The sequence below is a fragment of the Acidovorax sp. Root402 genome, assembly GCF_001425125.1.
GTDB lineage: Bacteria > Pseudomonadota > Gammaproteobacteria > Burkholderiales > Burkholderiaceae_C > Acidovorax > Acidovorax delafieldii.
Window position 1 is genome coordinate 25,820 of sequence record NZ_LMDQ01000003.1, and the last position, 13,430, is coordinate 39,249.

Below are 13,430 nucleotides of genomic sequence, written 5' to 3' on the forward strand. Positions count from 1 at the left end.
TGTTGCGGGTAGGCCGGTCAGAACGCCGCTCGCAGCGTCACGCTCAGGTTGCGCGGGTCGGCGTAGTTGCCGTAGTCCAGGTTGGCCCAGTATTTCTGGTTGGTCACGTTGTTCACGGCCACCGTCGCGCTCACCTTGGGGTTGAACTGCCAGGACGCGCGCAGGTTGAGGATGGCCTTGGGCGACTGCTTCACCGTCACCGTGCCGCTGGGGTGTGGGATGTTGAAGCCCTCGATGGCGCTTTGCCAGGTCAGGTTGCCGCCCACCGACAGCGGCGCAAGCGCGCCCGAGAGCTGGTAGTCCGTGCCCAGTTGCAGCAGGTAGTCGGGCATGTTGGCGTAGATCAGGTCGGTGGGGGCACGCGTGACCTTGGCGCGGGTGAGGCCGGCACTCACGCGCCATTGCCGGGTGGCCATGCCCGCAAACTCCAGCTCGAAGCCGGTGGACTTCGTGCCGTTCACGGCCACGTAGGGCAGGCTGCCGTCGGGCAGCGGTGTGGTGATGGCGCTGTCGCGCACGCCGAAGTTGTCCTGCTTGGTCTGGAACACCGCAAAGTGCGCCTGGATGCGGCGCTCGAACAGCTCGGCCTTGAGGCCGGCCTCGGCATTGCTGCCGACGACTGGCGACAGCGGATTGTTGTTACGGTCCTTGTAATTCTGCGGGTTGAAGATGCGCGCGTAGCTGGCGTAGGCCGACAGGGTGGGCGTGATGTCGTACACCGCGCCGATGAAGGGCGTGACCTTGCGGTTCTCGTCCTGGATGGCCGAGCGGCCTGCATAGCTGCCGGTGGTGCCATAGGTGTCGGAGTGGCGGTGCCAGTCGGTCAGGCGCAGGCCGGTGAGCACCGACAGCGGGTCGGCCACGCGCCAGCGTGCCGAGGCGAACAAGCCCGTCTGCTGCGTGATCTGTGTGCGCCATGCGCCAGTCTTGGAGTACGTGGGCGCAGGCGCGTTGCCGTCCCAGGTGTAGATGTTGGGGATCACATAGCTCCAGCCCGCCACGGACGTGTAGCCATCGGTGCGCGTGGCAGTGCGGGTGGAGCTCATGCCCACCACCAAGTCGTGCTTGCGGCCGCCCAGCTCGAACTTGCCCGACAGGTAGGCGTCTACCGTGTCCTGCTTTTCGCTGCTGCCGCTCACGGCGGCATACAGCGTGGTGCCCGCGCCGGTGGCCGGGTTGATGAATGGGGCCTGGCTGGTGGTGGCGCCATAGCCGTAGGTGCTCAGGCGGAAGGTGTCGCCCTCGGTGTGGTTCAGCGCGGCCTTCAAGCTCCAGTCGTCGTTGATCTGGTGGTCCAGCGTGGCGTAGAGCGTGCCCGAGGTGCGCTCCCAGCGCGTCCACGATGGCGAGAAGCTGGTGGAGATCGGCAGGTCGATGGGCTCGCCCGTGGTCGCAAAGCGCGGGATGGTGCCCCAGATCGGCGCCTTGGGGTCGTTGGACTGGCGCTGGTAGCCCAATGACACCACGGTGGCGGTGCCGATGTCGGCCTCCACTGCGGCGAGCAGGGCGGTCTTGTCCTCGGAGTAGCGGTCGCGGAAGCTGTCTTTCTTCTGCGGGGCCACGACCAGGCGGCTGCGCACGCTGCCGTCGCTGTTGAGCGGTGCGTTGATGTCCAGCTCGCCCCGGTACAGGTTCCAAGAACCCGCCGTGAGTGCCACAGACGCGGCGAACTCGCGCTGTGGGCGCTTGCGGATCATATTGATGGTGGCCGAAGGCACGCCCACACCGGTCTGGATGCCGTTGGCGCCGCGCACGATGTCGATGCGCTCGTACAGCGCGGTGTCGAACTCCTGGTTGGTGCTGCTGCTGTAGCTGGGCAGTCCGTCGGTCTGGAAGTCGGTGATCTGGAAGCCCCGCGCGTAGTACAGCGGGCGCTGCGTGTCGTAGAAGCTCACGGCAATGCCGTTCACGTTGCGCAGCACGCTGTCGATGCTGGTGAGCGACTGGCGCTCGATCTGCGCGCGGGTCACCGTGCTGACGGACTGCGGCGTTTCACGCGGCGTGAGCTGAAGGCGGGTGGATGCGCTCTCGCGCGCGCCCGACACGGTGACGCTGTCCAGCGCCTTGGGCTCCACGACCTGGTCGGTGTTGGTGGCGCCTGCAGGGGAAGTCTCGGTGGCATCTGCGGGTGACCCGGCGGGGGTCTGGGCACCGGCGGTGCCCATCATGTTGGCTGCGAGGAAGGCGGCCACCGTCAGAGGATGGAGGGCACAGACAAGGTGTCTGCGAGGTGCGTGCATGAGAGGGCTCCTGGGGGAAATGCGTTGGCAGGCTGGCTGGCAACGCTCCTCCGACGGGACGCACGGCTGGCTGGGGTTTGTAAAATTTTAAATACAAATGGGAACTATTCGCAAAAATGCATCCACTGTGGTATCCAAGGTGCGGGTTTTTGTTGTTCTGGCGGCACAACTTACCGGGTGGGACGCAGTCCGCTGCACCTGGTAGCCAGGGTGATGCCTTTGCGTGGCGCTGTGGTGGGCACTGCGGCACGCCTACGCGGTGTGCCATGTCCTGCAGGCCCGCTGGCGCCGAAGCCGCCAGCGAATCGTGGCGCGGCATCTACTGCCGATACACCCCGCCCGAGCCCACCACGGCGATGTCCACGTAGTTGGACCCGTGGTGGTTCTGTGCGCTGAACTGGTAGCTGAAGCCGCCCAGGTCCAGATTGCCCAGGCCCTCCATGGCCGTGACCAGGCTGGCGCGCGTGACGCCAGGCCCCGCAGCGCGCAGGCCTTCAATGAGCACGCGCGCGTCCATGTAGCCGGTATAGCGGTCGTAGTCCACGGGCTTGTCGTAGCGCTTCATGGAGGCCTGAAAGTCGCGCGTGAGCGCAATGGTGGGCTTGGTGGGCGAGGGGCCCGTACGCGCCACCGCCAGGCCACGCGCATCGTCGCCCAGCGCCTTGAGCACAGCGGTGCCTGCACCCAGCGACAGGGTGTAGATGGGCACGCCCAGGTGAGCGCGGTTGGCCCGCACATAGGCCACTACCGACGGGCCTGCCGCCACCAGCAGCACGGCCTGCGGCTTTTGGGTGGCCAGGGCCTTGGCGGCTTCGTTCGCGTCTTCACCCGACGAGGCCAGCGCATGCGACCCCGCCAGCGTCGCGCCTTCAGCGGCAACCGTCTTTTCGACCAGGGGCAGCAGCAGTTTGCCGAAGTCATTGTTTTCGTAGGCCACCGCAATGCGCGAGGTCTGCACGGCCACCAGGTTGCGCACGATCTTCACCAGTTCGTCGGCATAGCTGGCGCGGGTGGTGAAAAGGTAGGGGTGCTGCTGCGCGCGGACGGCGGGGCTGCCGGTGTACACGGAGATCAGCGGCAGCTTGGCCTGCGCCAGGTAGGGCAGCAGCGTCATGACCTGCGAGGTGCCGGCCACGCCAAACAGTGCCAGCACGCCGTCTTTTTCGCTCAGCTGCTTGGCGTTGTCCAGCGCACGGCGGGCGTCAAAACCATCGTCCAGCGACACCAGCCGGATCTTGCGGCCACCGATGCCGCCCTTGGCGTTGGCGTCTTCCACGGCGGCTTCCTGCCCCTCGTGAATGGGCGACAAAAACGGCGCCATGCCGCCTGACAGTGCGGTTGAGCGGCCGATGAGGATGTCTCCCTTGCCGCCGCCGGCGGGCTGTGCGCGGGCGGGCAGGCCAGCCAGGGCCGCGCTACCGGCCAGCGCAAGGACCAGGCTGCGGCGGCGCGCCAGGGGCAGCCCGTGGTCGGCGGGCCATGCATTTGCATTCGGGGTCTTCATCACACAGCATCTCCAGCAAAAAACCGATTCAAAGGGCTGCGAGGCCCCGAAGAGCGGCGATGGTAGGAGGGCGCTGTGCCCGGCACGCACCGGGTTTCTACCGGGGGCGCGTCATCTTAGGGACATGTGTCTATCCACACGCGGCTCTGTCGGCACCCGCGCAAGACGGTGCGATTCGCCCCGCCCCATGCGGCGCGGTAGCATGTGGCATGGACCTGCCGAGGACAACACCATGACTTTGATCCGCTACGCCCTCTGTGCCCTGGCGCTGGGCTGCCTGGCCCCCGCCTGGGCCATCAACAAGTGCACGGACGCCAATGGCAAGGTGTCGTTCCAGGACGCGCCTTGTGCGGGCGAGGGCGAGAAGATCGACGTGCGCCCCACCACCCGTGGCGCCACCCCGGTGCAGCCCCCCGTAGCGCCTTTGGCCGAGGGCGCGTTTGGCCCCACCTGGCAGCGCAAGAACTACCTGCAGACCCAGGGCATCCCCCAGGCGCGCGCCGCTATCGAGCGCAACCAGCGTGAATGCACAGCCCAGCCCAATGCCGTGGCCACGGCAGGGCCGCTGCGGCGCGGCAACCTGCCGTCGGGCAACCAGTTTGTGCAGGAGGGCGCGGAAAAGGCCGCCGATGCCAAAGCCGCGTGTGAAGAACGGACCGAGGCCCTGCGCGAGCAACTGCGGGTGCTGGAGCGAGAGCTGGCGGCGATGCCCTAGCCCTGCAGCTGAGGAGTCCTCATCCCTTCCAGGTGAACGGAAACTTGAACTGCTTCACAAAGCCGTTGGGCACGTAGTCGCCCAGCACGCCATAGTGCTCGGGCCAGAGCTTGGTGCTTTTGACGGCGGTGCCAAACAGGTAGTCCAGAAACGCGAAGTGCGCGGCGTAGTTCTTGTCCAGCGCCTCCTGGTCCTGGCTGTGGTGCCAGTGGTGGAAGTTGGGCGTGACCAGCACGTAGCGCAGCGGCCCAAGTCGCACGCTCACATTGGCGTGGTTGAACACGGCCTGGAAGCCCACCACCACGATGTATGCGTCGATCACTTCCTTGCTGAAGCCCAGCACATAGATGGGGGCCAGCACCAGCGTGCGGGTGATCAGCAGCTCCAGGATGTGCTGGCGCGAGCCCGCCATCCAGTCCATGCTTTTGACGCTGTGGTGCACTGCGTGCAGGCGCCACAGCAGGGGCACCTCGTGGTAGGCGCGGTGCGTCCAGTACTGCACCAGGTCGGCCACCAGGATGATGAGGAACAGTGCCACCCAGAAGTTCAGCCCCTGCACCCAGCCGCGAATGCCGTCGCTCGCCGCCCAGCCAAAGAACTTGTGCACGATGAGGTTGGTGGCCAGCAGCACAAAACCCACCACCATGTGGTTGACGATGAAGTGGTGAAAGTCCGTCTGCCACTCGGCGCGGAAGATGGGCTGGTCCTTGCGCAGTGCAAACAGCTTCTCGATGAAGATGAAGATCAGCGAGCTGCCCAGCAGGTCCAGGATGAACCAGTCGAGGCCGATATAGGGGGTGTTGTCGGGGAAGTTCGGGTCCACCTCCACCTTGTGTCCGCCCAGCAGCGCGGCAATCGCCACGATGGCAAACGCGAAGGTGGCCAGCCAGCGGGCACGGTTGAACAGGATGTTGACCAACGAGATGCCGCCCGCAATTGCCATGGCCACCAGCATGATGTTGCGTATCACCGCCACGTCGTAGCTCTTGCGCAGCTGCGGCGTGGTGAGGTACTCGGGAAAGTGAAAGGCCAGCACGCCCAAAAAGCACAGGATGGCCAGCGTGAGCGCAATCACGCCCGACACCAGCCCTTTGCCGGTGCGCAATGCGCCGTGGCTTTCGGTGAATTCGTTGAGTTTTTCTAGTTCGATCATCGGTTCCTCCTCGCACCCGGTCAGAAGGTGCTGCGCGAGTGTAGCGAAGCCGCCACCCGCTGTGCACGGGGCTCAACTTGCACGCGACGCAGCACACGCAGCTTTCTAAAATCGCTGCATGAACATCCCTTCACACCAACTCAGCATGACCGTGCTCATGTCGCCCGACATGGCCAACTTTTCGGGCAACGTGCACGGCGGCGCCATCCTCAAGCTGCTGGACCAGGTGGCGTACTCGTGCGCCAGCCGCTATTCGGGCTGCTACACCGTGACGCTGAGCGTGGACCAGGTGATGTTTTTGCAGCCCATCCATGTGGGCGAGCTGGTGACCTTTCTGGCCAGCGTGAACTACACGGGCAGCTCGTCGATGGAAGTCGGCATCAAGGTGGTGGCCGAAGAGATCCGTTCGCAGGTGGTGCGGCATGTGAACAGCTGCTTTTTCACCATGGTGGCCGTGGACGAGGCGCGCAAGCCCGTGCAGGTGCCGCCACTGTCGCCTTCCACCCCCGACGAACGCCGCCGCTGGGACGCTGCGGTGATCCGCAAGACGCTGCGCAAGGAACTGGCACAGCGGTTTCAGCAAGTGCGAGAAACCGCCGGGCAGTAACCCGTTGAGTGGGCGCCTTGAATGGACGCCTTCCAAGGCCCTGGGCGCATCGCCCCGGGCCTTTTCTCTGCCCCTCACGCTGTGCTGCTCAGGCCGCGTTGCGGCTGCGTCCGGCCAATGACACCGCCTGCAGGGACAGACCGTCAATTTCGTTGGTGATGCCTGACAGCACATTGGCCACCACAGCAAACTCGCGCCCGTGCTGCCCGGCACGCGCGGCCATCACCTGGGCGTTGAAGCTGACCACCTTGGCCTCGCGCGCCACGGTCTGGATCGAGGCCACGATGCCCGCCAGCTCTTTCATCAGGGTTTCGGACTGCGCCTTGCTCACCTGGTCGAACGCCGTGGTGGCCGTGTTGAGGGCGTCTAGCACACCGTCGGTGGTTTCCACCAAGCGGGCCAGCGCATCTTCCACGCGCGGGCTCTGGCGCTCGGCCAGGTCCAGCGCCGTGCCCACCTGCTGGGCAAACGCGTCGATGGTGGCGCCCACGCCCTGGGGGCCGTGGTAGGCCTTGCGGATGATTTCGCCGCTGGCGGCATCGAGGTGGCGGGGCGTGTCCACCAGCCGGGCCTGGCTGTCGGTGAACAGCGTGAGCGAGCTGCGCGCGGCCTTCAGGTGCAGGTCGCTGCCGCGCGCGGCCAGCACGGTTTGCAGCACCATGCGCTGCGACAGCATGCGCTGGCGCGCTGCAATGTTGACGAGCGACATGCCCCCATCGCGCGATGGAGCCTGTGCAGGGGACGACAGCGTGGGCATGCTGGAAGTGCGTGCGGGGAGGGGGAAGGCTGCCATGGTGTTCCTTGTGCGTGTTGCATTCAGATGCATGTCTTCAAGCAATACCCGGGCCAATGTGTGTACAGCTGCATGACCCAATGCGGTGCTGTGGAGCGGGAGGCCAGGCTTGATGAAACACGCGGCTGCGCAGCGCGTGGGCGTGCCCTGAAGCACATTGGTTTGCGCTCGCGCACGGTGCATCCCCGACCTGCGCAGCGCGCAATCGGGCCTGCGGAATTGTGGGGGTCGTTGTGTGTGCTCAGCCCGCGCGCCGGGCCTGCAACGGCACTGCGCCAGCGTCCTGCACGGCCAGTGCGACACCGCGCACCACATCGCCCACCACAATCACCGAGGGGCTGGCCAGCCCTTCGCGGGTGATGGTGGCGTGCAGCGCGCCCAGGGTGGCGATGGCATGCCGCTGGTGGGGCAGGCTGGCGTGCTGGATGACGGCGACCGGTGTGTCTGCAGGCAGGCCGGTGAGCAGTTCTTGCTCGATGGTGGCGGCGCCGCTCACACCCATGTAGATGACCAGCGTGAGCTTGGCGTCGCGCGCCGTGGCGGCCAGTTGGCGCCAATCGGTGCCAGCGTCACCGGGCTTGGCGTGGCCGGTGACAAACACCACGCCGTGGGCATGCTCACGGTGTGTGAGCGGTGCGCCCAGCGAGGTCAGGCCCGCCAGGCCTGCGGTGATGCCGTTGATGACGGTGACCTGCACGCCGGCGGCACGCAGGTGCTCCACTTCTTCGCCACCCCGGCCGAAGATGAAGGGGTCGCCGCCCTTGAGGCGCACCACGTTCTCGCCTTCGTTCACGGCCATCAGCATCAGCTTTTCGATGAAGGCCTGTGGCGTGCTTTTGCAGCCGCCGCGCTTGCCCACGTAGACGATGCGCGCCGTGGGCGATGCGTGCTCCACGATGGCATCGCTCACCAGGTCATCCACCAGCAGCACGGTGGCCGCCTGGATGGCCTTGAGCGCCTTGAGGGTGAGCAGCTCCGGGTCGCCCGGGCCTGCGCCCACCAACGTGCAGCTGCCGCCGGTGCCCAGGTGGGGTGGGGCTGTAGGCGATGTGGTGGAAGGCGTGGGGCGGCTCATGGGGATGTCTCCGAAACGGTTTGATCGACCAGTCGCAAGATATGTTCCACCTGCCGTTCAATGGCGTGTGGAATGGGCAAATCGCCCGCCAGCACCTGGCGCGTGTAGGTGGCTGTGGTGGCCACATCGATCTCGGCGGGCAGGCCGGGCACCTCGCTGGCCGTGCCCGGTTGTTGTGCCTCCAGCACCGTATGCACGCCGTGCACAAAGCCGTCGTAGCGGGGGGTGCGGCGTGGGTCCGTGGCGACCTCGCCCTCCAGCCCGCGCGAGAGCAAGGCGTTCATCCCCAGGGTGCGGAAGGTGCTCTGCAGCATCTCGAAATATTCGGGGTGTGTGTACGCCGTGACCACCACCGACGGCCCCGCGCACGGGCTCATCAGCTTGACCACACTGTGCCCTGGGTTGCGCAGGCCCACCACCTCGCGCACGGCCAGCAGGCGTGCCAGCCCTGCGTGCAGGTGCTGGGTGTGGATATGGCGGACCGTGCCATTTGCTATCTTTTCAGGAGCTATCAGGGCACGTACTTCTAGCGCATTGAGCACATCCGATGCCAAAACACGCCGCGCCTCGGTGCGCATGCCGTGCAGCAGCACGGGCAACCCTTGACGGGCCAGCAGCAGCGCCAGCAGCGGCGTCAGCACCGGCAGCTTGCGCGCGCCGTTGTAGCTGGGCAGCACGATCAGCGGGCGGTCGGTGGCGGGCAGCAGCGCCAGGCGGCTGTGCGTGGCATCCAGAAAGCCGCACATCTCCTCGGACGTCTCGCCCTTGATGCGCATGGCCAGGCAGAAGGCGCCAATCTCCAGGTCGGTCACGGCGCCATCCAGCACCTGGCCGAACAGGTCCGTGGCCTGCTCGCGCGTCAGCGGCTTGGCGCCGCGCGCGCCGCGGCCGATTTCCTTGATGTACTGGCTAATGCCCATGGCTTTTGTTGGCGGGACTTGTGAAACAGGGCGCCAGCGTCGTTGTTTCGGCTTGCCGTACAGGCGTACTGTCTGCGCCGAAAGCGCCTAGCTGGAGCCCTGTTGCACAAGTCCTGGTGGGGTTTGTTGGTTCGAGGGCTATTTTCCTGCAAGCAAGAGAACTTTTGGTTATATGACGGCCTGCGCGAGCGGTTTGGACGCCAGTGGCCCCGTGCTGCGCACCATGCGCTTGAGTTCGGGCACGCACGAGCCGCAGTTGGTGCCGCAGCGCAGTTGGCCTTGCAGTTGCGCCAGGCGGTCGTCGTCGGTGCCATGGCAGTGCGCCAGTTGGGCGGTGATGGCGGCGTCTGTCACGTTGAAGCAGGTGCACACCGGTTTGCCGCGCGACTGCACGGCCACGGGGGCCTTGGCGCCGGGCACCAGCAGCAGGCGGCCGTAGGTCTGTGCAGGAAGCTCTTCCTGCAGCAGGGTCTTGAGCCAGCCTTCGGCGCTGGTGTCGCCAGCGAGCACGATGCCTTCGAGCGTGGTGTTGTCGCCCTGGCGCGCCAGCCGTGCGGCGCGGCGCTGGCCGCGTTTTTTGTCGGCATAGCGCAGCGTGTCGGCGCCTGACATGCCCAGCAGGGCTTCGATCTGTGCGATCAACGCATCGGGCGGTGCCTCGTGGGCGGCGGCGCGCAGCAGCACGCCAGTGCGCTCGCGGCCGGGCTCATCCAGCGGGGTGTTGTTGCTGAAGGGCACGGAACTGGCGAACGCAAACTGCGCCATCAGCGCAGACAAGGCTTCGCGCGCTGCCAGTGCACCTTCGGCAGGCAGCCAGGCCATGGCCAGCAGCGTCCACGGCAGTTCGGCCTTGAGCACCTTGACGGCCGCGTGTTTCAGCTCGGGCTGTTTGGAGGTGGGGCAGAACGCCGAGGTGGTGAGCGCATTCACACCCGCCAGCCGCTCGCCGGTGGAGGACACGCCGCTCAAAAATTCGCTGCCCCAGTGCATCGCCATGAACACCTGCGACAGGCCCAGCGTGGTGTCGGCCTGCACGGGCACCACGATGGAGCCGCGCTTGCTGGTCACATGCACCAGGTCGCCGCTGGCCAGCTTGCGCCGCTCCATGTCCTGCGGGTGCATCTGCAGGCTGGGTTCGGCCACATGGCCAAACAGGCGGCCCAGCGTGCCGGTGCGGGTCATGCCGTGCCACTGGTCGCGCAGGCGGCCCGTGGTCAGGCTGAAGGGGTAGCGCGATTCGCGGGGCTCGGCGGTGGGTTGCCATGCATGCGCAGCAAAACGCGCACGGCCGTCGGCGGTGGGGAAGACGCCATCTTCGTACAGGCGGGCCTTGCCGGCGGTGGTGCCATCTTCCAGCGGCCACTGCTGCGGGCCTTGGGCTTCGAGCATCTCCCAGGACAGCCCCGTGATGTCCAGGTCACGCCCGCGTGTGCTCTCGCGGTGCTCTTTCCACACGGCTTCTGCGCCCATATCGGCAGCGTCTGTGGCGTAGGGGAACAGCGTGGGTGCACCAGGCCGCAGGCGTGCCTCCAGCTGGTGCGCAAACTGCACCGCAATGGCCCAGTCGTGGCGCGCCAGGCCGGGTGCGGGCACGGCAGTGCGCACGCGCGAGATGCGGCGCTCGCTGTTGGTCACCGTGCCGGTCTTTTCACCCCAGGTGGTGGCGGGCAGCAGCAGGTCGGCGTAGTTGCAGGTGGCGGCAGTGGCAAAGGCTTCTTGCACCACCACAAACTCGGCGCGCTGCAGGGCGCGGCGCACGGTGGCCTGGTCGGGCATGCTTTGCGCGGGGTTGGTGCAGGCAATCCACAGGGCCTTGATCTCGCCGTCGGCAGCGGCCTGGAACATCTCCACCGCCGTCTTGCCGGGCTTGGATGGCACATCGGCCACGCCCCACAGCGCGGCGACTTCGGCGCGGTGCTGCGGGTTGGCCAGGTCGCGGTGGGCGCTGAGCAAATTGGCCAGCCCACCCACTTCGCGCCCACCCATGGCGTTGGGCTGGCCGGTCAGGCTGAAGGGGCCCGCGCCGGGTTTGCCGATCTGCGCGGTGGCCAGGTGCAGGTTGATGAGTGTGGCGTTCTTGGCCGTGCCGCTGCTGCTCTGGTTCAGGCCCTGGCAGTAGAGGCTCAGGGTGGCTTTGGAGGTGGCGAACCATTTGGCGGCGGTGGTCAGGTCGGCCACGCTGATGCCGCAGGTCTGCGCCACACGCTCGGGCGTGGCGTCGCGCACCAGGGCCTTGAGGTCGTCAAAGCCCGTGGTGTGGGCGGCGATGTAGGCGGTGTCGACCCAGCCCTCCCACAGCATGATGTGCAGCATGCCGTTGAACAGCATCACGTCGCTGCCGGGCTGGATGGGCAGGAACAGGTCGGCCATGCCCGCCGTGTCAGTGCGGCGGGGGTCGGCCACGATGACCTTCATGCCCGGGTTGGCGGCGCGTGCGTCTTCGATGCGGCGGAACAGGATGGGGTGGGCCCAGGCCGCATTGCTGCCCACGATGAACAGGCACTGCGCGTGGTTCACGTCGTCGTAGCAGGCGGGCGGCGCGTCGGCACCCAGCGTTTGCTTGTAGCCGGCCACAGCGCTGCTCATGCACAGGCGCGAGTTGGTGTCGATGTTGTTGGTGCCGATCAGGCCCTTGGCGAGCTTGTTGAAGACGTAGTAGTCCTCGGTGAGCAACTGGCCGCTGACGTAGAAGCCCACGGCATCAGGGCCGTGCTGGGCGATGGTGTGGGCGAATCGGTCGGCCGCCAGCGTCAGTGCGGCATCCCAGGTCACGGGCAGGACGGCCTCGCTGCGCTGTGCGCGTTGCAGGGGGTGCAGCAGGCGGGTTTGCAGGGTGACCGGGCTGGTGGCTGTGAGGTGCAGGGTCGAGCCCTTGGTGCACAGGCGGCCAAAGTTGGCGGGGTGTGTGGGGTCGCCGCGCACACCGGTGATCTGGGTGCCTGTGCTTTCGATGATCACGCCGCAGCCTACGCCGCAGTAGGGGCAGGTGGATTTGGTTTCTTGCATGGCGTGGTTGGGGTTGTTTTGGCCTCAGGCGCTAGTGCATGTTGCGCTGTCAGCTATTTTTTTGATAGTGTTGTCGTGTCCTCGCCGGGTACGCATGCGGCGCCTGGGGCGCAACACTCTCCACCGCTCACACGCCCACCGTCCTGCGCGCAGGCCCTGCGATGGGGCGCGTCAAATCCGTGGCCACCGTCGCCAGCTCGCTCGCGTCCAGGTACACCGCGCCGTCTTCCACCTTCACGGCAAACTTCGGCGTGCAGCCCTCATCGGGCGCCGAGGCCTGGCCGTCGCACAGGCCAATGGTCCAGTTGTGCAGGGGGCACGCCACATGGGTGCCAAACACGATGCCCTGGCTCAGCGGGCCGCCCTTGTGTGGGCAGCGGTCCAGCAGCGCGAACACGCCACCGGCGTCGTTGCGGAAGATGGCCACGTCCAGGCCCTGGGGGCGCGCCACGCGGCGTGAGCCCAGCACGGGGATGTCGTCCACCCGGCAGATCAGCTTCCATTCAGGGGTTGGGTTGTTGGTGGTCATGGGAATCGTCCTTGGTGTTGTTCGGTGGGGTGTCGGGGGCGCGCGTGGTGCCGTTGCAGGGCAGGCCTTCAGCTGCTGCCCAGCGCTGCATACAGGCCGGTCACGCGGTCCATGCTGGCGAGCAGGTTCTCGCTGCTCACAAACACTTCAGACACCTGGCGGAAGGTGTTGTTGCTGGTGCCCAGGCGTTGCAACGCGGCGTCAAAAAACACCCACTGGCCATCGGCCAGCAGCAGCTCTTGCCGGATGCGATCGGTGGCCTGTGGGGCATTGCGCAGCAGCTCGGTGGCGCTGATGAACTCGTCACGCGCCTTGGCGATCTCGGTGGTGGCGGTGGAGGTGTCCACCCCCAGCATGGCCGACAGGCAGAACTTGGCCATGCGCTGGCTCAGCATGCGCTGGCGGCCTGCCACGTTGACCAGCTTGCCCACGGGCTTGCCCGAGGCGGCTTCGTACTGCACGGTGCCCTGGTGGGCCAGGGCCAGCACCTTGGCGTCGGCCTGCAGCAAGGCGGCCGCGCCGTCGCGCGACGGGGCGGTGCCCAGCAGCGCGGCCTTGTGGTCGGCCCATGCCGATTCCAGCTTGGCGTAGGTGTCGCGGATGGTGGGCGAGGGCGCGTAGGCCTTGAGTTCGCCCTGCTGGCGTTCGAACAGCGCCAGCGATTGGTCCAGCACGGCGCGTGCGGCAGGCGTGTCGGACTTGTGGGCCAGCGCCAGCCAGGCCTTGCCCATGCGCTGACTCAGCATGCGCTGGCGGCCTGCCTTGTTGATGGCGTCGTTCAGGTCTGTGACCTGGGCCTGGGCGGTGCCCAGCGACATGATGCCCAGGGTGCTCCAGGCCGTCGTGTAGCCGGCGGCGGTCAGCAAGGTGCGGCGTTGCATGGTGTGC

Annotated in this window: 11 protein-coding genes; 2 read left to right on the forward strand and 9 right to left on the reverse strand. The window is 66.7% G+C overall.

Features of this window, described 5'->3' with window-relative positions; translation table 11 throughout:
* Positions 1-17: 17 nt before the first annotated feature.
* Together ASC83_RS03605 and ASC83_RS03610 are read right to left on the reverse strand one after the other, a co-directional pair.
* Positions 18-2,240, reverse strand: coding sequence for a TonB-dependent siderophore receptor (locus ASC83_RS03605; RefSeq protein WP_056058228.1), 2,223 nt, complete (start codon positions 2,238-2,240; stop codon positions 18-20).
* Between the two features lie 319 nt (positions 2,241-2,559).
* A complete protein-coding gene (locus ASC83_RS03610) occupies positions 2,560-3,744 on the reverse strand; it encodes an ABC transporter substrate-binding protein (protein ID WP_056058231.1) in 1,185 nt (394 codons plus the stop codon).
* A 232-nt stretch (positions 3,745-3,976) separates the two neighbouring features.
* Between ASC83_RS03610 and ASC83_RS03615 the strand changes: the two genes are divergently transcribed.
* Positions 3,977-4,459 (forward strand): DUF4124 domain-containing protein, encoded by a 483-nt coding sequence (locus ASC83_RS03615; RefSeq protein ID WP_056058397.1) that lies wholly within the window; start codon positions 3,977-3,979, stop codon positions 4,457-4,459.
* Between the two features lie 19 nt (positions 4,460-4,478).
* Here ASC83_RS03615 and ASC83_RS03620 read toward each other — a convergent pair whose 3' ends face one another.
* The gene (locus ASC83_RS03620) at positions 4,479-5,612 is read right to left on the reverse strand and encodes a sterol desaturase family protein (protein ID WP_056058234.1); all 1,134 of its coding nucleotides are present in this window, start codon (positions 5,610-5,612) and stop codon (positions 4,479-4,481) included.
* Between the two features lie 118 nt (positions 5,613-5,730).
* On the opposite strand from ASC83_RS03620, the gene ASC83_RS03625 reads away from it, so the two are divergent.
* A complete protein-coding gene (locus ASC83_RS03625) occupies positions 5,731-6,219 on the forward strand; it encodes an acyl-CoA thioesterase (RefSeq protein ID WP_056058237.1) in 489 nt (162 codons plus the stop codon).
* An 88-nt stretch (positions 6,220-6,307) separates the two neighbouring features.
* On the opposite strand, the gene ASC83_RS03630 is transcribed toward ASC83_RS03625, so the two are convergent.
* The 6 genes from ASC83_RS03630 to ASC83_RS03655 form a co-directional block, all read right to left on the reverse strand.
* Complete coding sequence (locus ASC83_RS03630) at positions 6,308-7,012, reverse strand: type IV pili methyl-accepting chemotaxis transducer N-terminal domain-containing protein (RefSeq protein WP_056058240.1); 705 nt, start codon at positions 7,010-7,012, stop codon at positions 6,308-6,310.
* A 241-nt stretch (positions 7,013-7,253) separates the two neighbouring features.
* Positions 7,254-8,087: a uroporphyrinogen-III C-methyltransferase gene (cobA, locus tag ASC83_RS03635; RefSeq protein ID WP_056058244.1), complete on the reverse strand. Its 834-nt coding sequence runs from the start codon at positions 8,085-8,087 to the stop codon at positions 7,254-7,256.
* Entirely contained in the window at positions 8,084-9,007 is a 924-nt protein-coding gene (gene ybiB, locus ASC83_RS03640; protein ID WP_056058247.1) for a DNA-binding protein YbiB, read from the reverse strand. Before ybiB ends, cobA begins: the two co-directional genes overlap by 4 nt.
* Positions 9,008-9,175: 168 nt before the next feature.
* A complete protein-coding gene (locus tag ASC83_RS03645) occupies positions 9,176-12,013 on the reverse strand; it encodes a nitrate reductase (protein WP_056058251.1) in 2,838 nt (945 codons plus the stop codon).
* Positions 12,014-12,140: 127 nt separating this feature from the next.
* Positions 12,141-12,542: a nitrite reductase small subunit NirD gene (gene nirD, locus ASC83_RS03650; RefSeq protein WP_005798149.1), complete on the reverse strand. Its 402-nt coding sequence runs from the start codon at positions 12,540-12,542 to the stop codon at positions 12,141-12,143.
* A 68-nt stretch (positions 12,543-12,610) separates the two neighbouring features.
* Positions 12,611-13,423, reverse strand: coding sequence for a type IV pili methyl-accepting chemotaxis transducer N-terminal domain-containing protein (locus tag ASC83_RS03655; RefSeq protein ID WP_056058255.1), 813 nt, complete (start codon positions 13,421-13,423; stop codon positions 12,611-12,613).
* Positions 13,424-13,430 lie beyond the last annotated feature (7 nt).

Bases quoted from the DNA above. Each gene is read 5' to 3' on its own strand.
- ASC83_RS03605 (WP_056058228.1), bottom strand. From the start codon at position 2,240: ATGCACGCACCTCGCAGACACCTTGTCTGTGCCCTCCATCCTCTGACG.
- ASC83_RS03610 (WP_056058231.1), bottom strand. From the start codon at position 3,744: ATGAAGACCCCGAATGCAAATGCATGGCCCGCCGACCACGGGCTGCCC.
- ASC83_RS03615 (WP_056058397.1), top strand. From the start codon at position 3,977: ATGACTTTGATCCGCTACGCCCTCTGTGCCCTGGCGCTGGGCTGCCTG.
- ASC83_RS03620 (WP_056058234.1), bottom strand. From the start codon at position 5,612: ATGATCGAACTAGAAAAACTCAACGAATTCACCGAAAGCCACGGCGCA.
- ASC83_RS03625 (WP_056058237.1), top strand. From the start codon at position 5,731: ATGAACATCCCTTCACACCAACTCAGCATGACCGTGCTCATGTCGCCC.
- ASC83_RS03630 (WP_056058240.1), bottom strand. From the start codon at position 7,012: ATGGCAGCCTTCCCCCTCCCCGCACGCACTTCCAGCATGCCCACGCTG.
- cobA (WP_056058244.1), bottom strand. From the start codon at position 8,087: ATGAGCCGCCCCACGCCTTCCACCACATCGCCTACAGCCCCACCCCAC.
- ybiB (WP_056058247.1), bottom strand. From the start codon at position 9,007: ATGGGCATTAGCCAGTACATCAAGGAAATCGGCCGCGGCGCGCGCGGC.
- ASC83_RS03645 (WP_056058251.1), bottom strand. From the start codon at position 12,013: ATGCAAGAAACCAAATCCACCTGCCCCTACTGCGGCGTAGGCTGCGGC.
- nirD (WP_005798149.1), bottom strand. From the start codon at position 12,542: ATGACCACCAACAACCCAACCCCTGAATGGAAGCTGATCTGCCGGGTG.
- ASC83_RS03655 (WP_056058255.1), bottom strand. From the start codon at position 13,423: ATGCAACGCCGCACCTTGCTGACCGCCGCCGGCTACACGACGGCCTGG.